This window comes from Pseudoxanthomonas helianthi (assembly GCF_017939625.1).
Lineage (GTDB): Bacteria > Pseudomonadota > Gammaproteobacteria > Xanthomonadales > Xanthomonadaceae > Pseudoxanthomonas_A > Pseudoxanthomonas_A helianthi.
On record NZ_JAGKTC010000001.1, the window covers coordinates 94360 to 119181 of the forward strand.

Here is a 24822-nt window from a genome sequence, read left to right on the forward strand (position 1 = left end):
ACTATCGATGCTGTAAAGTCCATAAAACATTTGCCACAGTCCTGCCATGACCGACCCCCTTGCCGAGCTGATCGCCCTGCTCCGACCTGCCCGGGTCATGGGAAAGAGCATTTCCGGCGCCGGGCGCTGGGGCGTCCGCTATGCGCCGTTCGGGCACCCCGGCTTTTGCGTGGTGACCGACGGCGCGTGCCTTCTGCAGGTCGATGGCACGGACCCGCTGCGCCTTGAGGCGGGCGACTTCGTGTTCTTGCCCGCTACGCCGGGATTCGTCCTGTCGGGGTTCGAGGCTGTCGAGCCCCGACAGATCGATCCCACCGCCATCGCGGAACAAGGCCATGAACTGCGGCATGGTTCCTTCGAAGGAGAGCCTGACGTGCGCATGCTGGGCGGTTATTTCGTATTCGATTCGCCCGACACGGCGCTGCTGGTGGCGCTGCTTCCACCGGTCATCCACGTCCGGGGCGAGGAGCGCTTCGGCGTGCTGGTGCGCCTCGTGCGCGAGGAAGCCATGCAATCGAAGGCGGGACGCGAGCTCATCCTGACGCGGCTGGTCGAGGTCCTGCTCATCGAAGCCTTGCGCGCGGCACCAAGCGACGCGGCGCCTGCCGGCTTGCTGCGCGGCCTGGCGGACGAGCGTCTGGCCCTGTCGATACGGGAGATGCACCGCGATCCAGCGCGCGCGTGGACGGTGGAGCAGTTGGCCAAGGCCGCGGCACTTTCCAGATCGGCTTACTTCCAGCGCTTCACCCGCGCGGTCGGCATGCCACCGATGGAATATCTGCTCGCTTGGCGCATGGCGATCGCGAAGGACATCCTCGACCGCCAGGATCTGGTGATCGAGAAGGTCGCGGAGCGCGTGGGCTACTCGTCGGCAAGTACGTTCAGCACTGCGTTCGCCCGTTACGTGGGTCGCTCGCCGAGTGGTTATGCCCGCGAGAGGCGCCAATTACGCTCGCGCGCAGCCTGATGCCGGCCATGGGCCGCAAGCGCACACCCGGCGATCCCTCTACAGGCTGACGGTCACGTCCTCACGATATTGCGCATGCGTGTTCGCGATCCGCGCCTCGCCGTCCCGCAATTCATTCCAGGTCCAATGGAAATCGCCTTCGCTGGTGACCTCGCGACCGGAAGCAGCTCGGCAGGCTGCGATGAAGCGCGACTTCATCCCTTGCACCTCGGCCTGGGCAGCCTGCGCCGACCCGGGCGGAAGGAAACCGCGTTGCCCCCAACCTGGCGGTCCCGCACGCGTGATCACGTTGGAGTAACAGGTCGGATTCACGCTGTCGCCAGCGCGCGGCTGCAAGCCGATGCTCAGGACGAAGCGCAGCGATTTGTCGGGTGTCGCGGCTTGTTGATCCGCCGTGGCGGAAGTTTTGGCGGAGGCGGCCGGCTCGCTCGCGATCGTTTTCTGCCCGTCAGGCTGGTGCTCCGTCGTCGCCCGGGTGCTTTGCACATCTTGGCCGGAGTACACACGGTCATTCCGTGTCTGTTGCTCGTACGCCGCTTGCCTTGCAGCTTGCTCAAGCGTCGCGTCCAGCGCGGCTCGGGAGCGCGCTTCGTTCTCCGTCGCAACCGCCACGGCCTGCTGCAGGGTGTTGTACAACGCGGCCTGCGCATTGCTCTGCTGTTCCGCACGGTCACGCGCTTCTTCGCGACGCATTTCTTCCTGCCGCCGTGACTCCGATTGGGTGAATGCTTCCGCATCGGCGATCGTCTTGTCGGTCGTCGGGCTAAACCAACCTACGTCGGCGTAGTCTATGTCGCCGATCTTGCCGCGAATACCAAACCGCCGATTTCCGCCGTTCCGGTGATACCCCAAGTTCCCGGTTTCGGTGGGATGAAGATTGAGCACCACATAGCCGCCAGAAACGTCGTAGCTGAGCACTAGGTCACCCGGATTGCGCGGGTCCGCGTAGTAGCCGTCCAGTGGGCTAGACACCGGCGCGCCCGGGCTGCCCACCAAGTAGGCGGAACGATTGCCCCCTACATCGCCGTCCCACATCTCGACGAGCTCGAACGCACCCGGCACCGCCGTTGCCCGCAGCACGATGCGTCCGTAACCGCGACCGTCGATGAGGCCGCGATCGATGACCAGGGTGTCGCCCTCACGTCGAATGGATAACGTGAACGTGATGCCGCTAGCCGAGTTGCCGACCATCGGGCGGCCTACGTAGTTATCCAAGAAACCGAAGCTCACCGACGCCGGTGGGGCCGCAGCTGGTGATGCCGTTGGCGTTGCGGCCATCGGAGCGGTCTGCGCGGCAGTTGCGACCGAGGAAGCAGCGGCAGGACTTCCAGCTTGGTCGACCGCGAGGTAGCGGTTGAACTGGCCAGGCTCGGCGACGGAAGCTACGGCGCCATTGCGCATCTTCACAGGACGCAATTCGTAGGCGCCGTCGCTGGCAAGCACCGCCTTGTAGTGGAACTTCAGCAGGCCAGTGCCGACGAAGACGACGCTTCCGTCGGGCTGCACCGTGCCGTTCCAGACCTTGTCGCCTACGAAGGTGGATGCCTTCAGGACCAACGTCCCGGCCGAAGCGCCCAGCGTGATCGTCCCGGTCTGCACGGGCTTGTCGTTGCCCGGCTTGAAGTATTCCTCCACCAGGGCCCGGCCCGGTGCCGACCAGTGCCAGCGGACCCTGAAGCTCTCAGGCGATTGGCGCTCGCTGCCGGCGAGACGGGCGTACAAGCCCCACGTCGCGGCGTCGATCTGCGCCGAGGACCGTGTCTGGGCACCGGTCGGAACCGGTGCGGCCACCAGCAGCGCCCCGCAAAGCGCAGCGACTGCCGCGGCTCGAATGAAGTCGGCCATTGGTATCCCCCCAAGATTGCCGGACGATACCACCCCACTCGGGTCATGTCGCCGACCTCGAACGCCGGTTTGCCCTTTCGGCGCCAACCTGCCGGCGAACGCTCCCGGCAGCCCGGATCACCGCGCGTACTTGGCCAGCAACTCCATGATGGTCCGCGCCTCTTCGGCGCGCCCGCGTTCGGTCTTCCCCGCCACCACGTGCTCGCTCAAATGCCCGGCGAGCACCTCCATCATCAGCGCGTGCATGGCGCCCTTGGTGGCGGCGATCTGGATCAGGACGTCCGAGCAATCGGCTTCCGTCTCCATCGCGCGCTCCAGCGCGGCCACCTGGCCCGCGATGCGCCGGATGCGGGTCAGCAGCTTCTTCTTGTCGCGTCGAACGTGCGCCATGGACGGGGATCATATACCCTAGGGGGGTATGTCGCCAGCTGGCCAGCCCACCCCCATGAACCTCGACGCCCTCGCCGCCGCCCGCAGCCACTCCCATGCCTTCGACCAGGGCAATCCCCTCGCCGAGCGCAACACGCGACGGGCGATGATCCTGACCCTGGCCATGATGGTGATCGAGATCGCCGGCGGCTGGTGGTTCAATTCCATGGCCGTGCTGGCCGACGGCTGGCACATGAGTTCGCACGCACTGGCCCTGGGGCTGTCGGTATTCGCCTACGCCTGCGCGCGCCGGTATGCCGGCGACCGCCGCTTCGCCTTCGGCACCTGGAAGATCGAGATCCTCGGCGGCTACACCAGCGCGATCCTGCTGCTGGGCGTGGCCGCGCTGATGGCCTGGCAGTCGGTCGGACGCCTGTTCCGTCCCAGCGCCATCCATTACGAACAGGCCATCGCCATCGCCGTGGTCGGACTGGCGGTGAACCTGGTCTGCGCGTGGTGGCTGCGCGATCACCACCACCACGGGCACGATCACGCGCACGACCATCATCACCACGGACACGATCACGCGCACGACCATCGTCACCACGGACACGATCACGCCCACGACCACCATCGCCACGACCATGGACATGGGCACCACCACGACCTGAACCAGCGCTCCGCCTACCTGCATGTCGTCGCCGACGCCGCCACTTCCGTGCTGGCGATCGTCGCCCTGCTGGGCGGCATGTATTTCGGCGCGGCATGGCTGGACCCGGTGATGGGCCTGGTCGGCGCGGCCCTGGTGTCGATCTGGGCAGTCGGGCTGATCCGGGAAACCGGCCGCGTGCTGCTGGACGCGCAGATGGACGCGCCCGTGGTGGAGGAAATCCGCCAGGCGATCGAGGAAGGCGACGTGCCCGCGCGCATCAGCGACCTGCACGTATGGCAGGTCGCGCGCGGCAAGTTCGCCTGCGTCGCCGAAGTCGTTACCCGCGACGATGCCGATGCCGACCACTTCAAGCGCGCCCTGGCGATCCACGAAGAGATCGTGCACGTGACCATCGAGACCCGGCCGGTCCCGGCCCGGTGAGAAATGGCGCGGCGAGGGGAATACGCGCAGTTCCTCCTCTATTCGCGCGGGTTATCCGACAAAAATGCCACAACGCGCGCCGTACCATGCGGTCGTCCCGCATGCGAAGCCCGCCATGACCCGCGAAACGCCCGCCCGAAGCTCGAACGCCTCTCGCTACCTGTTCCTGTTCCTGCTGGGCTTGGTGGTCGGCGTGGTCCTCGCGGTATTCGCTTTCCGCGCGATCAAGGCGCGCCAGGATCCGTTCCCCGACAGCGTCATGCAGGTCATGGAGAAGCAGTTCACCCTGCTCGATGCCGGCATCGCGGCGAATCGCTGCATGGCCACGGACACCCTGCCGCGCTTGCAGACGCTGCGCCTGGTCGGCAACGACATCGAAACCGCCTACCCCGACCTGGCGGAAGACGCCCGGTTCGCCGGCCATGCCCGGCAGTTGCGCGCCAACCTGGATGCCGCCATCGCCGCGGCCCCCGCCGATTGCGGCGCGGCGCGCGCGGCGCGGGCCAAGGCGGTGGAATCGTGCAAGGCTTGCCACCGGGATTTCGGCGACTGAAGCTCGACGGCGGATCGCTACCGCTACACGGCTTTTGTGGGAGCGACCTTGGTCGCGAATGCCGTTGCTCGTCCTCGCAGCTTCCGGAAAAGCATTCGCGACCAAGGTCGCTCCCACGAGTCGATAGCCCCGGATCTCTCTGCAAAGACCTTCGGACCCTACCCGGCGTGCGGCCGCGCGAGTTTTTCCGGGCGCAGGATGTCATCCAGCGCCTGCTGCGACAGCAGGCCCCGGCGCAGCACGATCTCGCTGACGCTGCCGCCGGTGGCTTGCGCTTCCATCGCCACCTCGGTCGCGGCGACATAGCCGATGTGCGGATTCAATGCGGTAGCGATGCCGATGGAGCGTTCGACCTGCTCGCGCAAGCGATCGGTGTTGGCGGTGATGCCGACCACGCAGTTCCGCGCGAGCGTTTCGCAGCCGCGGCGCAGGTGCGACAGGCTGCGGAACAGGCTTAGCGCCAGGATCGGTTCGAAGGCGTTCAACTGCAGCTGCCCGGCCTGCGCGGCCAGGGTCACGGTCAGGTCGTTGCCGATCACCTCGAAGGCGATCTGGTTGACCACTTCCGGGATCACCGGGTTGACCTTGCCCGGCATGATCGACGAACCGGCCTGTTGCGCCGGCAGGCTGATTTCGCCCAGTCCGGCGCGCGGCCCCGACGACAGCAGGCGCAGGTCGTTGCAGACCTTGCCCAGCTTCACCGCGACGCGCTTCAGCGCCCCGGACAGGTGCACGAACACGCCGCAGTCCTGGGTCGATTCGATCAGGTCGGGCGCGGTCAGCAGGTCGATGCCGGTCAGGTCCGAAAGCTTGCGGCATACCAGCGCGGCATACCGCGGATGCGAGTTGATGCCGGTGCCGATGGCCGTGGCGCCGAGGTTGATCTCGCGCAGGAAGGCCATCGCTTCGCGCAGGCGCAGCATGTCCTCTTCCATCATCACCGCATAGGTGCCGAACTCCTGCCCCAGGGTCATCGGCACCGCATCCTGCAGCTGCGTGCGTCCCACCTTCAGGATGTCGGCGAACTCGTCGCGCTTGGCGGCGAACGCGTCGCGCAGCTCGGCCATCGCGACCAGCAGGGCCTGCGCGTCGAACCAGGCGGCCAGCTTCAACGCCGTCGGGTAGACGTCGTTGGTGCTCTGCCCCAGGTTGACGTGTTCGTTCGGATGCAGGTGGCGATAATCGCCCTTCGCATGTCCCATCAGTTCGAGGGCGCGGTTGGCGATCACCTCGTTGGCGTTCATGTTGGTCGAAGTGCCGGCGCCGCCCTGGATCACGTCGACGACGAACTGGTCGTGCAACGCGCCAGCCCGCACTTCCTGGCAGGCGCGCGCGATCGCGTCGACATGCGCGACATCCAGCAGGCCGAGCTCGCCGTTGGCCAGCGCGGCCGCCTGCTTGATCGCGGCCAGCGCTTCGATCAGCGATGCGTACTGGCCGATGCTGACGCCGCTGATCGGGAAATTCTCCACCGCGCGCAGGGTGTGCACGCCCCAATAGACATCCGCCGGGACCTCGCGGTCGCCGAGCAGGTCGTGTTCGATTCGCGTCGCCATCGCAGTTCCCCGGTTGTCTGCTTTTCCTACCCGATTCAGCCCAGCCCACCCTGGCACAGGTATTTGAAGTGCATGTACTCGTCCAGGCCGTGGCGCGAACCTTCGCGCCCGTAGCCGGAAGCCTTGATGCCGCCGAACGGTGCGGCCTCGGACGCCACCGCGCCTTCGTTGATGCCGACCAGGCCGGATTCCAGCGCCGATGCCAGCCGCGCGATGCGGCGCACGTCGCGGGTGTAGAAGTACGACGCCAAGCCGTACGGCGTGCCGTTGGCTTCGGCGACCACGGCGTCCTCGTCGGCGAAACGGAACACCGGCACCACCGGGCCGAAGGTTTCCTCGCAGGCGAAGTCCATGTCGTTGGAGACATCGGTCAGCACGGTCGGCTGGTAGAAGTTGGGCCCCAGCTCCGGCAGGCGCTTGCCACCGGTCGCCAGCGTCGCGCCTTTCGACAAGGCGTCCTGCACATGACGATCGACCTTCTCCACCGCCTTGGCGTTGATCAACGGGCCGATCTGCGCCTGCGGATCGGTGGCGGGCGCGACCTTCAGCGCCGCCACCCGCGCGACCAGTTTGCGGACGAAGGCGTCGTGCACCGCATCGTGCACGTAGACGCGGTTCGGGCACACGCAGGTCTGCCCGGCGTTGCGGAACTTGGCCGCCATCAGTCCATCGACCGCGGCGTCGAGATCGGCGTCGTCGAACACGATGAAGGGCGCGTTGCCGCCCAGTTCCAGCGACAGTTTCTTCAAGGTGTCCGCGCAACCGCGCGCCAGGTGGCGGCCGACCGGCGTGGAGCCGGTGAAGGTCAGCTTGCGCACGCGCGCATCGGCCAGCCACACGTCGACCACGCTGGCCGCGTTGGCGCGCGAGGCCGTGACCAGGTTCAGCACGCCCGGCGGCACGCCGGCTTCCTCGGCCAGCGCGACCAGCGCCAGCGCGGTCAGCGGCGTGTCTTCCGCGGGCTTGGCGACCACGGTGCAGCCCGCGGCCAGTGCCGGCGCGATCTTGCGCGCGATCATCGCCGCGGGGAAATTCCACGGCGAGATCGCCGCGATGACGCCCACCGGTTCCTTCACCGCCAGCATCTGCCGCCCCGCCACGGGCGCGGCGATCACGTCGCCGGTGATGCGCGCCGCTTCGCCGGCGAACCATTCGACGTAGCTGGCGGCGTAGGCGATCTCGCCGATGGCTTCGGCCAACGGCTTGCCCTGCTCGCGCGAGATCAGCCTGCCCAGGTCTTCCCGGTGTTCCAGCACCAGCGCGTTCCAGCGCAGCAGCAGCCGCGAACGATCCCGCGCCGGCACCGCGCGCCATGCAGGCAATGCGGCATGCGCGGCTTCCAGCGCCGCGGCGGCATCGCGCGCGTCGCCGTCCGGCGCGTTGGCGAATACGCGGGCCAGCGCCGGATCCTCCACGTCGTAACGCGCGCCGCCGAGCGCTTCGCACCAGCGACCGCCCACGTAGTGGGTCGAACGCAGCAGATCGGAACGTTGCAGGGTCAGCGACATGGTGGCGGCCTGGTTGGATTCGGGAAAAACGCGACGGCTCAGTGGCCGGCGACGAGCGTGGCGATGGCCTCGCCGATTTCGCGGGTCGTCGCCTGGCCGCCGAGATCGCCGGTGTGCGGGCCTTCGCGCAGCACCTGTTCGATGGCGCCGAGGATCGCATCGTGCGCGGCGCGGCCGGCGCCTTGCCCGTGGTCGAGGAAATCGAGCATCAACGCGCCCGACCAGATCATCGCGATGGGATTGGCGATGCCTTTTCCGGCGATATCCGGCGCCGAGCCGTGCACCGGCTCGAACAGCGACGGGAACGTGCGCTCGGGGTTGAGGTTGGCCGAAGGCGCCAAGCCGATGGTGCCGGTGGTCGCCGGGCCCAGGTCGGAGAGGATGTCGCCGAACAGGTTGGTCGCGACCACCACGTCGAAACGGGTCGGCTGCATGACGAAGCGCGCGCACAGGATGTCGATGTGCTGCTTGTCCACGGTCACCTGCGGATAGCCGGCGCCGACCGCGTCGGCGCGGCCGTCCCACCACGGCATGCTGATCGCGATGCCGTTGCTCTTGGTGGCCACGGTCAGGTGCTTGCGCTGGCGCGCATTGGCCATCTCGAAGGCGTACTTCAGCACGCGGTCGGCGCCGAAGCGCGACATCACCGTTTCCTGCACGACGATCTCGCGTTCGGTGCCGGCGTACATGACGCCGCCCAGCGCGGTGTATTCGCCCTCGGTGTTCTCGCGCACCACGTAGTAGTCGATGTCGCCCGGCTTGCGTCCGGCCAGCGGGCACGGCACGCCTTCGAACAGGCGCACCGGGCGCAGGTTGATGTACTGGTCGAATTCGCGGCGGAACTTCAGCAGCGAACCCCACAGCGACACGTGGTCGGGTACGGTGGCCGGCCAGCCGACCGCACCGAAGTACAGCGCATCCATGCCCTGCAGCTGGGCCTTCCAGTCGTCGGGCATCATCTGCCCGTGTCGTGCGTAGTAGTCGCAGTGAGCCCAGTCGAAATGCACGAAGTCGAGTTCGATGCCGAAGCGCGCCGCAGCCGCTTCCAGCACGCACAGGCCCTCCGGCATCACTTCCTGGCCGATGCCGTCGCCCGGAAGAACGGCGATGCGATGCTTGCTCACGTTGCGGTTTCTCCTGTCGGCGCGGGGGTTCCGCGGCCGGACGCGACCAGCACGTCGTCCAGCCAGCCGATCCGCAGTTCGGGTACCGAACGCGCCAGTTGTTCGTAATAGGGATGGTGGGGGCCGCGCGCGTAGTCCTCGCGGGCGATCTGGGCGAGCTTGCGGCCGTGGCGCATCACCACGATGCCGTCGCAGACCGCGCGCACGCTGTGCATGTCGTGGCTGATGAACAGGTAGGAGGCGTTGACCTCACGGCGCAACTCGGCGATCAGGTCGAGGATCGCCGCGGCGACCACCGGATCCAGTGCCGAGGTCACTTCGTCGCACAGGATCAGGTCCGGCTGCGCAGCCAGCGCGCGCGCCAGGTTGATGCGCTGCTTCTGCCCACCGGACAGGCCGACCGAGGTGCGTTCGGCCAGCGCCGACGGCAGCTTGACCAGGTCGAGCAACTCGGCCACGCGCCGGCGGCGCGCCGCCGCGTCCATGCCGTGGAAGAACGCCAGTGGACGCTCCAGGATGCGGCCCACCGTGTGCGATGGATTCAGCGCGGTGTCGGCGTGCTGGAACACGATCTGCACGCGGCGCAGCGTTTCGCGGTCGCGCTTCGCCAGCGTGCCCGGCAAGGTCTGTCCGTCGAAACGGACCTCGCCGGAAGCCGGCTCGATCAGGCCGGCGATGCAGCGCGCCAGCGTCGACTTGCCGGAACCCGATTCGCCGATCACGCCAATGGCCTGGCCGCGATACAACTTGAAGTCGACATCCGCCAACACCGGGATCTCGGGCTTGCCGTCGCGCACGCGGCCATAGCCGGCCGAAAGAGCCGACACTTCGAGCAACGCTTTGCCCGCCGTCGGCGGCGGCACGTCCGGCGGGCGTTCGCCGATGCGCGCGGCGTCGAGCAGGCTGCGTGTGTATTCGTCGGCCGGGGTCGCCAGCACCTGCGCGGTGCCGGCGCATTCGCGCATGCGCCCGTGGCGCAACACCAGGATGCGATCGGCCATCTGCGCGACCACGGCGAGGTCGTGGCTGACGTAGATCGCGCTGACCCCGCGTTCGCGCACCACGCGGCGGAACGCGGCCAGCACTTCGATCTGGGTGGTGACGTCCAGCGCGGTGGTCGGCTCGTCGAAGATCACCACGTCCGGATCCGCGATAAGCGCCATCGCCGCCATCACCCGTTGCAGTTGCCCGCCCGAGACTTCATGCGGATAACGCTGGCCGATGGTTTCAGGATTCGGCAACGCCAGCTCGCGGAACAGCTCGATGGCCTTGCGTTCGGCGGCATCGCGCGCCAGCACGCCGTGCAGCAACGCCGGTTCGACCACCTGGTCGATGATCCGCCGCGAGGGATTGAACGAAGCCGCCGCGCTCTGCGCGATGTAGGCCACGCGGCGTCCGCGCAGCGCACGCTTGCCGGATTCCGGCAGCGCCAGCACATCGGTGTCGCCGATCCTCACCCGGCCGCCGGCGATGCGGCAACCGCGCCGCGCGTAGCCCATCAGCGCCAGCGCGATCGTGGTCTTGCCGGAACCGGATTCGCCGATCAGGGCCAGCACCTGCCCCGGCTCGACGATGAAGCCGACGTCGTGTACCAGCACGTTGGCGCCCGCGGCGATGCGCAGGCCTTCGACTTCGATCCGCGCGCCCATCAGTGCACCGCCTTGCGCGCGTCGCGGCCGGGCAGCGCGTCGACCACCAGGTTCACCGCCATGGTCAGGCTGGCGATGGCCAGCGCGGGCGCGACCACGGCCAGTCCGCCTTCCCACAACGCGCCGAGGTTCTCGCGCACCAGCGTGCCCCAGTCGGCGGCGGGCGGCTGCACGCCGAGGCCGAGGAAGCTCAGGCTGGCCAGCAACAACACCACGTAGACGAAGCGCAGGCCCAGGTCGACCGTGACCGGGGCGATGATGTTCGGCAACACTTCGTGCCGCATCAGGTACCAGCGCGACTCGCCGCGCGTGCGCGCGACCACCACGTAGTCCAGCGCCGCCACGTTCACCGCCAGCGCGCGGGCGATGCGGTACGCACCCGGCACGTAGATGACCGCGGCGGTCAGCACCAGCAGCGGCACCGAGGCGCCGAACGCGGCGACCATGATCAGCGCGAACAGCTTGCTGGGAATCGAGATCAGCGTGTCCATGCCGCGGCTGAGCACCGCATCCAGCCAGCCGCCGCTGACCGCGGCGAGCATGGCCAGGCAGGTGCCGATGGCGCTGGCCGCGAGCGCCGCGACCAGGGCTACCGCAACCGTATAGCGCGCACCCAGCAGCACGCGCGCCAGCATGTCGCGGCCGAGGTAATCCGCGCCCAGCCAATGGCCTGCCTGGGCCGGCGCGAACACCGGCAGCACGCCGATGTCCTGCGCCGAGGCCGACACCCACCACGGCGCGACCAGCGCGACCAGCAGCCAGGCGACGACGACCAGCAGGCCGAGGGTGCCGGGCACGCCCAGGCCCAGCGCGCGCTTGCGGCGCGTCGTTGCGGATGCGGCATTGCTGGCGGCGGGTGCGTTCATCGTGCGTGGCGCAACCGTGGGTTGGCGAGGATGCCGATCATGTCGGCGACCATGACCAGCAGCAGGTAGCCGGCGCAGAAGATCATCGTGCAGGTCTGCACCAGCGGGATGTCGCGCTGGCTGACGCCATCGACCATCAGCTTGGCCACGCCGGGGTAATAGAAGATGGTTTCGATCACGATCACGCCGCCCAGCAGGTAGGACGTGCTCAGCGCAATGGCGTTGGCGATCGGACCGATCGCATTGGGCAACGCATGTCCCAGCACCAGCCGCACCGGCGGCACGCCTTTCAGCCGCGCCATCTCGATGTACGGTGCGTCGAGCTGGTCGGCCAGCGCGGCACGGGTCATGCGCATCATCTGGGCGACGATCACGCAGCACAGGGTCAGCACCGGCATCACGAACACGCGCACCGCGCCGGAGAACGAATCGATGTCGCTGGCGTAAGACAGCGCCGGCAGCCAGCCGAGCTTGACCGACAGCACCAGCACCGCGATGGTCGCGATCAGGAATTCCGGCACCGACACCAGCGCGACCGCGCCGCTGTTGAGCAGCCGGTCGAACCAGCTGCCGCGGAACACCGCGGCCAGCGTGCCCAGCAACAACGCCAGCGGCACGCCGATCGCCGCGGTCACCGCCGCCAGCAGCAGCGAATTGGGCAGGCGGTTGCCGATCAGTTCCATCACCGGCGCGTCGCTGACCAGCGAACGGCCGGGATCGCCGGTCAGCAATCCGCCCAGCCAATGCAGGTAGCGCAACGCCATCGGCTGGTCCAGGCCCAGCTGCGCGCGCAGCGCGGCCAGTGTTTCCGGTGTCGCGTCCTGGCCGAGCAGTTCCGCGGCGGCGTCGCCCGGCAGCACCGCGGTGATGGTGAATACCACCACCGAAACCAGCAGCAGCGACAGTGCGCCCAGCCCCAGCCGTTGCAGCAACAGGCGCAGGACCGACTTCATGCGTCCCACCATACGTGTTCGGCGAACTCGTAACCCATCAGGCCGCCGACCGGAATCGCCGACAGGCCTTTCAGGCGCGCGTTGTGCGCGTCCAGCGAGGAAATGAACAACGGAATCGCCACTCCGCCTTGCTCGTGGATCATCACCTGCATGTCGGCGTACAGGGCCTTGCGTTTGGCCTCGTCGATTTCGGAACGCGCCGTCAGCAGCAACCGGTCGAACTTCGGATCCCGCCAGTGCGCGTCGTTGCCGCTCGAATCGGACTTGAAGAACTGGGTCAGCACCGCGTCGGCGTTGGGGCGCGGATTGACGTTGCCCCAACCGACCGGGCTCTTGCCCCAGTGGTTCGACCAGTACCCGTCCGGCGGCATGCGCCGCAATTCCAGGTTCATGCCGATGGCGCGCGCGGCCTGCTGCAAGGCCAACGTCATCTCGACGGTATAGCTGGCCGCCGGCGAAGCGACCACCGGGATCGGCGCGCTGCCCAGCCCGCTGCGCCGGAAGTGGTAACGGGCCTTGTCCAGGTCCAGCTCGCGCTGCGGCAGGCCGGCGAACCAGAAGCGGTTGGAAGGATGGATCGGCTGGTCGTTGGCGACGATCGCGTTGCCCAGCGCCACCGAATCGACGATGCGCTTGCGGTCGAACAGCAGTTGTACCGCGCGCACGAATTCGCGGTTGCGCCCCGGCGCGATGTCCTGGCGCATCGCCAGGTTGCTGTACTGGCCGGACGACTGGCGGAACACGCGGAACCCGGGATCACCCTCCACGCGGCGCACCGAGCGCGGATCGATCGCCGCAACCAGGTCCAGGTCGCCGGACAGCAGCGCATTGACCCGCGCGCCTTCGTCGCCCAGGCCCGAGACTTCGATCTCGTCCACGTACGGACGGCCATCGCGCCAGTAGTCCGGATTGCGCACCATCACCGAACGCAGCCCGCGCTTGAATTCCTTCAGCTTGAACGGCCCGGTCCCGATGCCGCGATTGAAGTCGCGGGTACCGTCGGGAACGATGGCGAACCAGAACGTCGCCAGCATGGCTGGCAGGTCGGCGTTGGGCTCGTGCAGCAGCACTTCGACTTCGCCGGGCGCGGACGCGCGCACGCTGTCGATCTGGTCGGCGAAGATCTTCGCCTTCGATGCCGTGGCCGGATCCTTGTGCCGCATCAGCGAGAACACCACGTCCTGCGCGCGCAGCGGCCGGCCGTCGTGGAAAGTCACGCCGTTGCGCAGCTTGAGCGTCCAGCGCTTCGCATCGCGCGTCTCGTAGCGTTCGGCCAGGGCCGGTTCCGGCGTCAACCGCGCGTCGAAACGGGTCAGGCAGCTGTACAGCATGCGCGAACGCGCATAGTCGGTCTGGTTGGCCAGCTTGGCCGGGTCCAGCGTGTCGGCGATCGATGCGGTGGCCGTGGCCACGCGCACGCGCCCGCCGTAGCGCGGGCGCGCGGCGACTGCGGCCTCGGCCAGGGTGACGATGCCGGACGAGGCCACCAGGCCGACGCCCGCGCCGAGCAGCAGCTTCAGCACGTCGCGGCGCGAGGCGCCCCGCGCGAGCGCGTCGAGGACACGGCCGCTGTCGGCCGGCCCCAGTCGATCGCGCAGCGCGTCGTCGCTCATGCGCCGTTTCGCTTACAGGCCGACCAGCGCGGCCAGGCCGCCGGCGTCGGCGATTTCGGTATAGCCGTATTCGGGATTGCCCGGGCCATGGCCGCGGTTGATCCACGCCTTGTCGCGGATGCCGACGTCGTTGGCGGTCATCAGGTCGTAGCGCAGGCTCGAGGACACGTGCAGCATGTCTTCCGGATTGCAGCCCAGCGCGTCGATCATGTACTCGAACGGACGCATGCGCGGCTTGTAGGCCTGCGCCTGTTCGGCGGTGTAGACGCGGTGGAACGGCACTTCCAGCAGCTTGACGTTCTTCAGGATGTCCTTGTCGTCGGCGTTGGACAGGATCACCAGCGGGATCTTGTCGGCGATCTTCGCCAGCCCGGCGACGACATCGGGGTGCGGACCCCAGGTCGGCACCGCGTCGCAGATGCTCTGCGCTTCGGCGTCGATGTACTGCAGTTTCCATTTGCGGGTCAGGCGGCGCAGCGCGTTCTTCAGCACGTCGCCGAGCGGCTGCCACGGGCCCAGCACTTCATCCAGGCGATAGGCGGTGAAGTCGGCGAGGAACTGCGGCATGCGCTCGGCCGCGACGCGGTCGGCGAAGATCACTTTCGCCATGTCGTTCGGCTTGTAGTTGATCAGCGTGCCGTAGCAGTCGAAGGAGATGTACTTGGGCCTGAAGGTCATCGCAATGCGCCTGATCGATGGAAGTGGTCGGGTGGCGGGACGCGTCCCCGTTGCATGCACGAAATTGAAGCATGCGCCTGCCGCAGCGTTATCGCGTACTCGGCACGGCGCCGGCGCGAAACTGCGGTTTACGCGCGCCGCTCAGCAGATCCTGTGTGGCGTCTCCCCGCCCCCGGACCGATTCCGGCGCGTCGGATCCCGCCCGGATGCCTTGCCGCAGCATCGTCGCCAGTCATCCGCGGCCGGCCGCAGGGCCTGCGGGATCCTTCCTGCGCCACGGCGGCGGGCTCAGCGACTGGCGCAGGCTGGACAGGAAAGCGGTGGTCCGTGCACTGCGGCCATGGCGGGTACCCAGCATCGCCACCACGGCCGCGGAGGGCGGTTCCCAACCCGGCAATACCTGTTTGAGGCGACCTTGCGCCAGATCCGCGGCGACGTCCCACTCCGAGCGGATGGCGATGCCCTGGCCCGCAAGCGCCCATTCGCGCACGACCGCACCATCGTTGCTGGACAGCGCGGGATGGATGCGCACGGTGGCCTGGCCGCGGGTGGCGTGGCGGAACCGCCACAAGGTGACGTCCTCCGCGTTCTCGCGCACGACCAGGCAACGATGCCGGGTCAGGTCGGCCGGCGCGCGAAGGGCGGGAACCCCGGCCAGGTAACCGGGACTGGCGCAAAGGATCCTGCGGTTCGGCGCCAGCGTGGTGACGATCTGGTCCAGCGGGCCGGGCCGCCCGATGTGAACGATGACGTCGCTGCTTTCGAGCATGCCCGCGGCCGGATTGTCGGTCAGGTCCAGCGCGACCGTGACCCCGGGGTGCGCCCGGGCGAAGGCGTCCACCACCGGTGCCACGTGCAGGCGGCCGAAGCCGTGCGGGGCAACCACGTGCAGATGTCCGCTGACCGCATTCCGGCGGCCCGCCAGCATGTCGGAAAGCGCTTCCAGCGCGTCCACCACGGCCATGCCGTGCGACGCGACCAAGGCTCCTTCGTCGGTGAGGCTCAGCCTGCGCCCCGACCGTTCGACCAGACGCATGCCCACGCGCTGCTCCAGCGCACGCAGGCGCTGGGTCACGGCCGGGGCGGTGACATTCAATTTGCGCGCGCTTTCCGCCAGCGAGACAGAACCGGCCACGACGTTGAAGAACACCAGGTCGTCCGACGTAATCATTAATTCCCGCCTTAATGAAGGAGCCAAGCTGGATTAATTCCATTCTTCATTGCAGGCGATCAGGATGCAATGGTGGTTTGAACCCCCGCTCCGGTGGCTGGCTTCAAACCAAAGGCAACTTCAATTTTCGGACCCAGCGACAGAGGACCCACGGTGAACGAACAACCTATTCGGGCCGGACAGGCCACGTTGCGCGACCTCGACACGCCCTGCCTGATCCTCGACGTCGAGCGCATGGATCGCAACATCGCGCGGCTCAGGACCCGGCTCGACTCGCTGGGCGTGACGCTGCGCCCCCATCTGAAAACGAGCAAAAGCGTCGAAGTGGCGCGGCGGGTCATGGCTTCGCCCGCCGGCCCCGCCACCGTTTCGACATTGCGCGAGGCCTCCCGCTTCGCGGGGGCCGGCGTGCGCGACATCATCTATGCGGTCGGCATCGCGCCGTCGAAGCTGCCCCAGGTCCTCGAATTGCGCGCACAGGGCGTCGACATCGCCGTGGTGCTCGACACCGCGGAACAAGCGCGGGCGGTCGCCAAGGCTTCGCTCGATGCGGGCGTGCGCATTCCGGCGTTGATCGAGATCGACTGCGATGGCCATCGTTCGGGCATCCGGCCGGGCGACAGCGCGCAGTTGCTGGAGATCGGCCGCTGCCTGGCCGAGGGGGCGGAACTGCGCGGCGTCATCACCCATGCCGGCGCGAGCTATGCCGCGCGCGGCGTCGAAGCGCTGCGGCAATGCGCCGAAGCCGAACGCCGCAGCGTGGTGGATGCCGCCACGACCCTGCGCGAGGCCGGCTTGCCCTGCCCCGTGGTCAGCGTCGGCTCCACGCCCACCGCGCACAACGCCACCGACCTGACCGGCGTGACCGAAGTCCGCGCCGGCGTGTTCGTGTTCTTCGATCTGTTCATGGCCGGCGTGGGCGTGTGCCGGATCGAGGACATCGCCCTTTCGGTGCTGGCGACCGTGATCGGGCACCAGCGCGAAAAAGGCTGGATCCTGGTCGATGCCGGCTGGATGGCGATGTCGCAGGACCGCGGCACCTCGAAGCAGGAGATCAACCAGGGCTACGGCGTGGTGTGCGATCTGGCCGGCAAGCCGTATGCGGACCTGATCCTCGCCGACGCCAACCAGGAGCACGGCATCATCGCGGTCCGTCCCGGTTCGAACGCAAGGCTGCCCGACCTGGCGATCGGCGACCGCGTGCGGATACTGCCGAACCATGCCTGCGCCACCGGTGCGCAGCACGGCAGCTACCACGTGGTGCGCGGCGCTTCCGAAGCGGTCGAAGCGGAGTGGCCGCGCTTCGGAGGCTGGTAATGGCCGCAGGCCGCGCCCGCATCGAATCCATCTCCACCGGGAACGCACCCGAACCGAAGGGACACTATGCCCAGGCGATCGTTCACGGCGGCCTGGTCCATGTTTCGGGACAACTTCCCCTGCTGCCGGACGGCTCGCACCAGCCGGAAGCCGGTTTCGATGCGCAGGTGCGGACGGCATTGGACAACCTGTTCGCGATATTGCGTGCGGCCGGCAGCGATCCCGGACGGTTGTTGAAGGTGACGGCCTACATCGTGGGCGTCGAGAACTGGCCGCGCTTCAACGCGATCTATGCCGAAGCGATGGGAGAGGCGCGACCGGCCCGCTCCGTGGTCCCGGTTCCCGAACTGCATTACGGCTATCTGATCGAAATCGACGCCGTTGCGGCCGGCGATTGCCGATAAGCCTTTGGCCTAGGCGACGGGAAGAACCATGGCGACCCTTGCCGATCAAGCGCAGGCGAACGCGCAGCCACCGGCTTCGGGGCCGCGCCAGCAGGCCGAGGTCCGAGCGCGGCCGCGCGCCCTGGACACGTTGCGCGGCCGTTCCGGCCGACATGGTTTCCATCTTCCATGCAGGCCCGCCAAACGCCGCAGGACTTGCCGCACCGAAGCACGGGATTCCGTGCTGTCGGAACAGGCGAATACAGCAACCTGCATGGATCCACTCTGGCTATCCTGACCTGAAACAGGAACCTCGCATGCCCGCACCGCTGACCCGGATCGAGACCTCGACCGAACTGCCCGCAAGCGCCGATGCCGTGATAATCGGCGGCGGCATCATCGGGGTTTTCACCGCCTATTACCTCACCCAACGCGGGATGAAGGTCGCCGTCGTCGAGAAGGGCCTGGTCGGCGCGGAACAATCGAGCCGCAACTGGGGCTGGTGCCGCCAGCAGAACCGCGACGCGCGCGAGCTGCCGCTGGTGACCAGAAGCCTCGACCTGTGGGAGCGTTTCGCAGCGGAGACCGGCGAAGACACCGGGTTCAGGCGCTGCGGCCTGCTGTACCTCAGCAACGACGAAGCGGAACTCGCCGGCTGGGCGAGCTGGCGCGATTTCGCCAGGACCGCGGGCGTGACCACCCACATGCTGAGCAGCGCCGAAGCCAGCGAGCGCGGAAAGCTGACCAACCGGCAATGGCGCGGCGGCGTCTATTCGCCGAGCGACGGCATCGCCGACCCCATCAATGCCGCGCCCGCGGTCGGACGGGCGATCCTCGCGCTGGGCGGCACCATCCACCAGCATTGCGCGGCGCGCGGACTGGAAACGGAAGGCGGCAAGGTCTCGAGCGTGGTCACCGAAAAAGGCACGATCCGTACGCCCATCGCCATCCTCGCGGCCGGCGCGTGGGCCTCGTCGTTCTGCAGGCAGCTCGGCATCCGTTTCCCGCAAGCGGCCATTCGCCAGTCGATCCTCGCCGTTGCCGACGGCCCCGAGCCGTTGCCCGACGCGATGTATACCTCGTCCCTTTCGATCACGCGCCGCGGCACGCTGGGACACACGCTGGCGATCAGCGGCCGTGCGCGCGTGGATCCCACGCCGCAGTTGCTGCGCTTCTCGCCGCAGTTCCTGCCGATGTTCGGCAAGCGCTGGCGCAGCCTTTCCCTCGGCGGCCTGGAAGGCGTCCGCTCGGGCCATGAAAATCTGTCGCGTTGGCGCAACGACCAGGTGACGCCGATGGAGCGCATGCGCATCCTCGACCCCGCCGTCGATCGCGCGACGGTCGAACTGACCCGTGCGCGCGCCATCGAACTCATTCCCGCGCTGAAGAACCGGCCTGTTGTCGCGTCGTGGTCGGGCTATGTCGACAGCACGCCCGACGGCGTACCCGGCGTGGGCGAAATTCCGAAGTTGCCCGGCTTCATCCTGGCCGCGGGCTTCAGCGGCCACGGCTTCGGCATTGGCCCCGGCGCCGGTCACCTGATCGCCGATATCGCCAGCGGCGCCAATCCCATCGTCGATCCGCGCCCGTACCATCCGGATCGCTTCGCCAGCTCGCAGAAAACCCAGGTCGCCGATTTCTGATCGGCGCTCTCGTCGCGACGCCAGGCAGGCGCTCCTGCCGCCGCTCCAGCGCAGACCGACCGGAAGCTACTTTTCCGCCCTTCGACGGACCGGCATCGAGTGGATTTCCGTCGTTCGTCGCCGCGTCGGCTGGACGCGGGAACGGCTCAATCGAAGCCGAGGATCGACTTGGTTTCGAGGAATTCGCCCAGGCCGTGCTCGCCGTATTCGCGGCCGTTGCCGGAGCGCTTGTAGCCGCCGAACGGCGCGTTCGGATCCCAGGCCGGATGGTTGATGTGCACCTGTCCGGTACGGATGCGCAGCGCCACCGCGCGGGCCTGCGCCAGGTCGGTGCCCTGCACGTGCCCACCCAGCCCGTACTGGGTGTCGTTGGCGATGTCGACCGCTTCGTCCACGCCGTCGTAGGGAAGGATGCACAGCACCGGTCCGAAGATTTCTTCCTGCGCGATCCGCATCGAGGTGGTCACTTCGGAGAAGATCGTCGGCCTGGCGAAGAAGCCGTGGGCCAGGCCTTGCGGCCTGCCGAGGCCGCCGCACAGCAGTTTCGCGCCCTCGTCGATGCCGACGCGGATCATTTCCTGCACGCGGTCGAATTGCGCGCGGTTGGCCAACGGCCCCAGCGCCGTGCCTTCCTCGCGCGGATCACCGACGACGATGGCGTCGGCCGTTTCCGCCGCGAGCCTTTCCACTTCGTCCAATCGTGAGCGCGGCACCAGCATGCGAGTCGGCGCGCTGCACGACTGGCCGACATTGCGGAACGCGGTCATCACCCCGAGCGGAACGACCCGGGCGAAATCGGCGTCGGGCAACAGCACGTTGGGCGACTTGCCGCCCAGTTCCTGGGTCACCCGCTTGACCGTCGGCGCGGCCGCCTGCGCGACGAGCACGCCTGCACGATTCGAACCGGTGATCGAGATCATGTCCACGCCGGGATGGGCGGCCATCGCTTCGCCGACCTCGGGACCGGTGCCGTTGACCAGGTTGAATACGCCGGGCGGCAGGCCGGCGTCGTGGATGGCCTGCGCAAACAACAACGCGCTCAACGGAGAGAGCTCGCTGGGCTTCAGTACGATGGTGCACCCCGCGGCGAGGGCCGGCGCCACCTTGGCGGTGATCTGGTACAGCGGCCAGTTCCACGGCGTGATCAGCGCGCACACGCCGATCGGCTCGCGTGAGATCGCGGTGGTGCCGTGCATGGACAGGAACGGGTAATCCGCGAGCAGGTCGCGGGCCACGCGCAGGTGCTCCGCCGCCAAGGGCACCTGTGCATTGCGCGCGTAGCTGATCGCCGCGCCCATCTCGCGCGAGATGGCCTGGGCGAATTCCTCCGCGCGTTCCAGCACCAGCGCGCGGATCCGGTCGAGATAGGTGGCGCGCTCGCCGGCGGACAACGCGGCGTAGGCCGGAAAAGCGGCGCGCGCGGCAGCCACCGCACGATCCACGTCGGCCGCACTGCCGACGGCGATTTCGCCAACGGCCTGCTCGGTGGCCGGGTTCACGATGGGCAGCATGGCGCCTTCCAGCGGCACCCAGCGTCCGTCGATGTAGGCGCCGTGGCGGATCGGGCCGCCCGCCATTATGGTTTCGAACAAGGCTGTCATGGGATACCGCGAAGAAGGAGTTGCACCTGCCTGTCGTCGAGCGATGTCGGCGCCATCAGGACGCCGGTTTCGCTAGAAATACTTCACCCAACCGATGGAAGTCCGACGCTTGAAATTGCCGAACCAGCGGGTCGGGTAATACAGCACGAACCACATCAGCACCGTGACCAGCCAGACGATCCAGAACTGGTCCGGGCCCACGCCGAAGCGCTCCACGCCACTCGGACTCACCTGGTTGGGGCCGAAAGTCGCCAGCAGGATCTTGTAGCCGGTGATCAACACGAGCAGGTGCAGGAGGTAATAGAACATCGGCGCCCCACCGAAGGTCGACATGAAGCGGGTGAAGCCATTGTCGGCCTGGTCTATCGCCGCCAGTATGAAGAAACCGCCGCCCAGGGTCATCAGCAGGAAATCCAGCGAGGGCGGGTACTTGGTGTAGTCGAGGAAATCCATCACCGTTTGCACGGTGGTCGGCCAATGCGTCCACGGCGCGTTCTCGCCGTAGATGTTGAAGCCGCGCAGCACCAGCAGGGCCAGCCAGCAACAGGCTCCCATCAACACCAACAGCTTGCGGCGGCGCGCGCTATCGAAACCGCGCGCGAAGATCGGCCCCGCGCACCAGCCCAGGAAGATCACCCCGACCCACGGCCAGGCCGGATAGGTCACGCGCACCTGCGGCACGGTGTCGAACAGCACGTCGCGATGCATGAACAAGGTCCACAAGGCGTGCAGCGGATGCTCCGGCGGCAGCGCGATCCAGGTATACAGGTTGTGCGTGCAGACGATGGCCAGGCCGGCAACCAACAGTACCTTGCGCGGCAAGCCCGAGGCGAAGGCGAGCACGATCATCGAGAAGCCGATCGCCCACAACACTTGCAGCCAGATCTTTTCCGGCCACTGGCCGACCCACAGGAAACTCATCACGAAGATTTCCAGGAAGATCAGCAGCGCGCCGCGCTTGAGCAGGAAATCCCGCGCCGAACGCGGTGGCGCACCCGGCGGATTGGCATACAGCCAGGCGCCAAGACCCGTGAGGAAAACGAAGATGGGCGCGCAGAAGTGCGCCGCCAGCCGGGTGAAGAACAGGAACGGCGGCGTATCCGAGATCGTCATCGGATCGCTGACCGGATGGTGCAAGTAAAGGTTCTCGCGAACGTGGTCCATCATCATCACGCACATCACCAGGCCGCGCAGCGCGTCGATGGAGGTGATGCGCTTGCCGTGCGCCGCCACGGCGGACGCCAGCGGCGGTGCGCCGGAGAGTGATTGGATGCTGCTCGACATGGTGGACCTCCGGCTGATCTGAAACGACTGCCCTGCAAACCGTGCGACCGGCCCGGGACGGGCCGGCCGCATTCCACGGCCAACTACTCAGAAGGCGTAGCGGGCGTTCAGCGTAATGGTGCGTTCGCTGCCCGGCATCACCCAATACAGGCTGTAAGAGCTGGCGTAGAAGCGCTTGTTGAACAAGTTGTTGACGTCCAGGGTCAGCTTCAGCTTGTCGGTGACATCGTAGCCGGCGACCGCCTTCCACGTCGTGTACGACTTCAGCTTGAAGAAGTCGACCGCACTGAAGGCGGCCTGCGCACCTTCGCGCTCACCCACGTACTGCACGCCGCCGCCGAGATAGGCCTTGTTGCCGGCCACGGCGAAGTCCTTGATCAACAGCACGTTGGCCGAGTCCTTGGGAACGTTGGCCATCTGCCGGCCGGTCAGGCTGAAGCCGGTGAGCGCGGCGTTGTCCTTGGTCACCTGTGCGTCGGTATAGGCATACGACCCGTACAGGCGCAGGCCTTCGGCGATCTGGCCGCTCACGTCCAGTTCCACGCCTTTGCTCTCGACCTCGCCCACCGCCATGCTGTAGTTGTTCGGATCGATCGGGTCGGGGGTCAGCACGTTGTTCTTGGTGATCTTGTACAGCGCCAGCGTGGTGTTGACGCGACCGGTGTCCCACTTGGCGCCGATCTCGTAGGACTTGCCTTCTTCGGGATCGAAAGCGTGCTGGACATTGTTGCTGTCGGGGCGGCTGGCGCCGCTGTTCGGACGGAAGCTGCTGGAAGTGGTGGCGTACAACGACCAATGCTCGTTCGGCTGGTAGACCAGGCCCACGCGCGGACTGGTGGCGGTGGGCTCCTGGTGCACGAAGTTCCCGGTCCTCAGGTTGTGCACGGTCTGCTCGTATTTGTCGTAGCGCACGCCAACCAGCGCCTTCCACCGTTCGCCCAAGTCGATCTGATCCTGGGCGTAAACCGCATAGGATTTCTGGTCTTCATCGGTGTTGATCGAAATCGCCTTCACCGGCTTGGGCGCACCGTAGACCGGATCGTAGGCGTTTATGCCATAGATGGTGCCGGCCGGATCGGCTGCGTTCTGTTTGCGACGATCGTCGAAGCGATAGCCATCCACGCCGAACAGCAGATTGTGGGTAACCTTGCCGGTAGCGACCTTGCCAATGATCTCGAAACGCGCCGAACGGTCGACCGCATTGTTGTCGCGGTCGCGGTAGCGGCGACGCAGGATGTTCCCGGGGCGCAGCGCGCCATAGGGGCGCACCTCGGAACTGTTACCTTCCATCGAGCTTTCACGAAAGCTGAAGCCGGTCTGCAACTGCCAGTTGTCGTTGAACCAGTGCTGCAGGAATACCTGGTGGCCCAGCGACTTGATGATGTGCGGGCCATCGTTGGGTTCACCGTAGAAGTTGTGGATGTCCACGTTGGGCGGAAAGCCGTCGATGGCGACCACGCCGCGATCGAACGGGATTTCCTGGCGCACCGCCTCGATTTCGTACGACAGCGTCGTATCGGGCGAGATCATCCACAGGAACGATGGCGCCACCAGGTAGCGCTTGTAGTGGATGTAATCGCGGAAGCTGTCGCCTTCCTGATACGCGGCGTTCAGTCGGTAGGCGACGGTTTCGCCCAGCGGGCCCGTGGAGTCGATCGCGCCGCGATAGGTGTTGAAGGTACCCACGCTCAGGTCCAGCGTGTTGGCCGCCTTGAACAACGGCTTCTTGGTGTTGATGTTGACCGTGCCGCCGGGCTCGCCGCGGCCGTACAGGGCCGACGACGGGCCTTTCAGGATCTCGACGCTGTTGGTGTTGCCGCCGTCGCGCACGCCGTTGAAGCCGCGGCTGGCACTGAAGCCGTTGACCATGTAGTCGGAGCCGAAGTCCAGGTTGCCGGCGAAGCCGCGCATGGCGTAGCTGTCCCACAGGCCGCCGAAGTTGCTCTGCTGGGAAATGGTGCTGGACAGATCCAGCGCGCCCTTCAGGTCGGTCACGCCGGCGTCGCGCAGCAGGCCGGAGTCGAGGATCTGGATGCTCTGCGGCAGGTCCTTGATCAGCGCGTCGGTCTTGGTGGCGCCGGTCACGCTGAGGTTGCGGTAGGGCTTGCGTTCGTCGCGGACGTTGACCGCGTCCAGGGTCTTGGCCTTGGTTTCGGAGGTGCTTGCCTGTGCGGTGGCGGAAGCGGACTGGGCGGCTTCCTGCGCCAGCGCCATCTGGGTGCAAACGGCGAGGCAGGTGGGGATGAGGATTCGGAATGCGGAGCGGCGGGACATGGGCGTTTCCTGTTGCGAAGGGTGGCACAGGGAAGGGTTTGTTCGGTGCGGTTCCGTCGCACGGACCGAAGCATCCAGAGATCGTTTTGCCGTCGTCTTGTACGAAACATATTGCCGTCATCAAAACGACATTACGCGCCGGACTGCCCTCGCCTCCCCATACATTTGCATTGGCAAAAGGGCCTCCCCGGCAGATCACGCTGCCGTAACCATCCCGGCCCGGGAACCCCTCTGCATCGCACAAGCCTTGTTCCGCCGGGAGCTTCGCGCATGCAAACCACAGTCGGCCGCAAGCGGCGGGATAAGGCGGGTTATCGTTTCCGTTGAAACCTCGCTGCAAGGCGTTTCCATGCACGCAGCGGGTGCGTGTGCACC

Annotated in this window: 20 protein-coding genes; 6 read left to right on the forward strand and 14 right to left on the reverse strand. The window is 67.2% G+C overall.

What is annotated here, in order from left to right; all coding sequences use genetic code 11:
• Window positions 1-46 precede the first annotated feature (46 nt).
• Window positions 47-967, forward strand: coding sequence for an AraC family transcriptional regulator (locus tag J5837_RS00450; RefSeq protein WP_210534759.1), 921 nt, complete (start codon window positions 47-49; stop codon window positions 965-967).
• 39 nt (window positions 968-1006) lie between these two features.
• Here J5837_RS00450 and J5837_RS00455 read toward each other — a convergent pair whose 3' ends face one another.
• Together J5837_RS00455 and J5837_RS00460 are read right to left on the reverse strand one after the other, a co-directional pair.
• Window positions 1007-2812: a hypothetical protein gene (locus J5837_RS00455; protein WP_210534760.1), complete on the reverse strand. Its 1806-nt coding sequence runs from the start codon at window positions 2810-2812 to the stop codon at window positions 1007-1009.
• Window positions 2813-2929: 117 nt separating this feature from the next.
• Window positions 2930-3202, reverse strand: coding sequence for a metal/formaldehyde-sensitive transcriptional repressor (locus tag J5837_RS00460; RefSeq protein ID WP_210534761.1), 273 nt, complete (start codon window positions 3200-3202; stop codon window positions 2930-2932).
• Window positions 3203-3257: 55 nt separating this feature from the next.
• On the opposite strand from J5837_RS00460, the gene dmeF reads away from it, so the two are divergent.
• Both dmeF and J5837_RS00470 read left to right on the forward strand, forming a co-directional pair.
• Complete coding sequence (gene dmeF, locus J5837_RS00465) at window positions 3258-4274, forward strand: CDF family Co(II)/Ni(II) efflux transporter DmeF (RefSeq protein WP_210534762.1); 1017 nt, start codon at window positions 3258-3260, stop codon at window positions 4272-4274.
• Between the two features lie 115 nt (window positions 4275-4389).
• On the forward strand, window positions 4390-4827 hold the full coding sequence (locus J5837_RS00470) for a hypothetical protein (protein WP_210534763.1): 438 nt from the start codon (window positions 4390-4392) through the stop codon (window positions 4825-4827).
• A gap of 158 nt (window positions 4828-4985) precedes the next feature.
• Here the strand turns inward: J5837_RS00470 and aspA are convergent, their stop codons facing one another.
• From aspA to J5837_RS00515, 9 genes are all read right to left on the reverse strand, one after another.
• A complete protein-coding gene (gene aspA / locus J5837_RS00475) occupies window positions 4986-6383 on the reverse strand; it encodes an aspartate ammonia-lyase (RefSeq protein WP_210534764.1) in 1398 nt (465 codons plus the stop codon).
• A 35-nt stretch (window positions 6384-6418) separates the two neighbouring features.
• Window positions 6419-7891 (reverse strand): NAD-dependent succinate-semialdehyde dehydrogenase, encoded by a 1473-nt coding sequence (locus tag J5837_RS00480; protein WP_210534765.1) that lies wholly within the window; start codon window positions 7889-7891, stop codon window positions 6419-6421.
• A gap of 38 nt (window positions 7892-7929) precedes the next feature.
• Window positions 7930-9015 carry a tartrate dehydrogenase gene (locus tag J5837_RS00485; RefSeq protein WP_210534766.1) on the reverse strand — a complete coding sequence of 362 codons (1086 nt, stop codon included), beginning with the start codon at window positions 9013-9015 and terminating at the stop codon, window positions 7930-7932.
• Complete coding sequence (locus J5837_RS00490) at window positions 9012-10664, reverse strand: ABC transporter ATP-binding protein (RefSeq protein WP_210534767.1); 1653 nt, start codon at window positions 10662-10664, stop codon at window positions 9012-9014. Before J5837_RS00490 ends, J5837_RS00485 begins: the two co-directional genes overlap by 4 nt.
• Window positions 10664-11530, reverse strand: a complete 867-nt coding sequence (locus J5837_RS00495; RefSeq protein WP_210534768.1) for an ABC transporter permease — start codon at window positions 11528-11530, stop codon at window positions 10664-10666. The genes J5837_RS00490 and J5837_RS00495 overlap by 1 nt, the downstream gene beginning before the upstream one ends.
• Window positions 11527-12483, reverse strand: a complete 957-nt coding sequence (locus J5837_RS00500) for an ABC transporter permease (RefSeq protein WP_210534769.1) — start codon at window positions 12481-12483, stop codon at window positions 11527-11529. Before J5837_RS00500 ends, J5837_RS00495 begins: the two co-directional genes overlap by 4 nt.
• On the reverse strand, window positions 12480-14096 hold the full coding sequence (locus J5837_RS00505; protein WP_210534770.1) for an ABC transporter substrate-binding protein: 1617 nt from the start codon (window positions 14094-14096) through the stop codon (window positions 12480-12482). The genes J5837_RS00500 and J5837_RS00505 overlap by 4 nt, the downstream gene beginning before the upstream one ends.
• Before the next feature lie 12 nt (window positions 14097-14108).
• The gene (locus J5837_RS00510; RefSeq protein WP_210534771.1) at window positions 14109-14774 is read right to left on the reverse strand and encodes a haloacid dehalogenase type II; all 666 of its coding nucleotides are present in this window, start codon (window positions 14772-14774) and stop codon (window positions 14109-14111) included.
• Between the two features lie 232 nt (window positions 14775-15006).
• Window positions 15007-15945 carry a LysR family transcriptional regulator gene (locus tag J5837_RS00515; protein WP_210534772.1) on the reverse strand — a complete coding sequence of 313 codons (939 nt, stop codon included), beginning with the start codon at window positions 15943-15945 and terminating at the stop codon, window positions 15007-15009.
• Window positions 15946-16098: 153 nt separating this feature from the next.
• Between J5837_RS00515 and J5837_RS00520 the strand changes: the two genes are divergently transcribed.
• From J5837_RS00520 to J5837_RS00530, 3 genes are all read left to right on the forward strand, one after another.
• Window positions 16099-17262, forward strand: a complete 1164-nt coding sequence (locus J5837_RS00520) for a DSD1 family PLP-dependent enzyme (protein ID WP_342345486.1) — start codon at window positions 16099-16101, stop codon at window positions 17260-17262.
• Window positions 17262-17666, forward strand: coding sequence for a RidA family protein (locus J5837_RS00525; protein ID WP_210534773.1), 405 nt, complete (start codon window positions 17262-17264; stop codon window positions 17664-17666). The genes J5837_RS00520 and J5837_RS00525 overlap by 1 nt, the downstream gene beginning before the upstream one ends.
• A gap of 296 nt (window positions 17667-17962) precedes the next feature.
• Window positions 17963-19288, forward strand: a complete 1326-nt coding sequence (locus J5837_RS00530; RefSeq protein WP_210534774.1) for an NAD(P)/FAD-dependent oxidoreductase — start codon at window positions 17963-17965, stop codon at window positions 19286-19288.
• Between the two features lie 146 nt (window positions 19289-19434).
• On the opposite strand, the gene J5837_RS00535 is transcribed toward J5837_RS00530, so the two are convergent.
• The 3 genes from J5837_RS00535 to J5837_RS00545 all read right to left on the reverse strand — a co-directional run bounded on the left by J5837_RS00535 (window position 19435) and on the right by J5837_RS00545 (window position 24447).
• A complete protein-coding gene (locus tag J5837_RS00535; RefSeq protein ID WP_244755457.1) occupies window positions 19435-20880 on the reverse strand; it encodes an aldehyde dehydrogenase family protein in 1446 nt (481 codons plus the stop codon).
• An 81-nt stretch (window positions 20881-20961) separates the two neighbouring features.
• Window positions 20962-22173, reverse strand: a complete 1212-nt coding sequence (locus J5837_RS00540) for an acetyltransferase domain-containing protein (RefSeq protein WP_210534776.1) — start codon at window positions 22171-22173, stop codon at window positions 20962-20964.
• Between the two features lie 87 nt (window positions 22174-22260).
• A complete protein-coding gene (locus J5837_RS00545) occupies window positions 22261-24447 on the reverse strand; it encodes a TonB-dependent siderophore receptor (RefSeq protein WP_210534777.1) in 2187 nt (728 codons plus the stop codon).
• Between the last annotated feature and the right edge of the window lie 375 nt (window positions 24448-24822).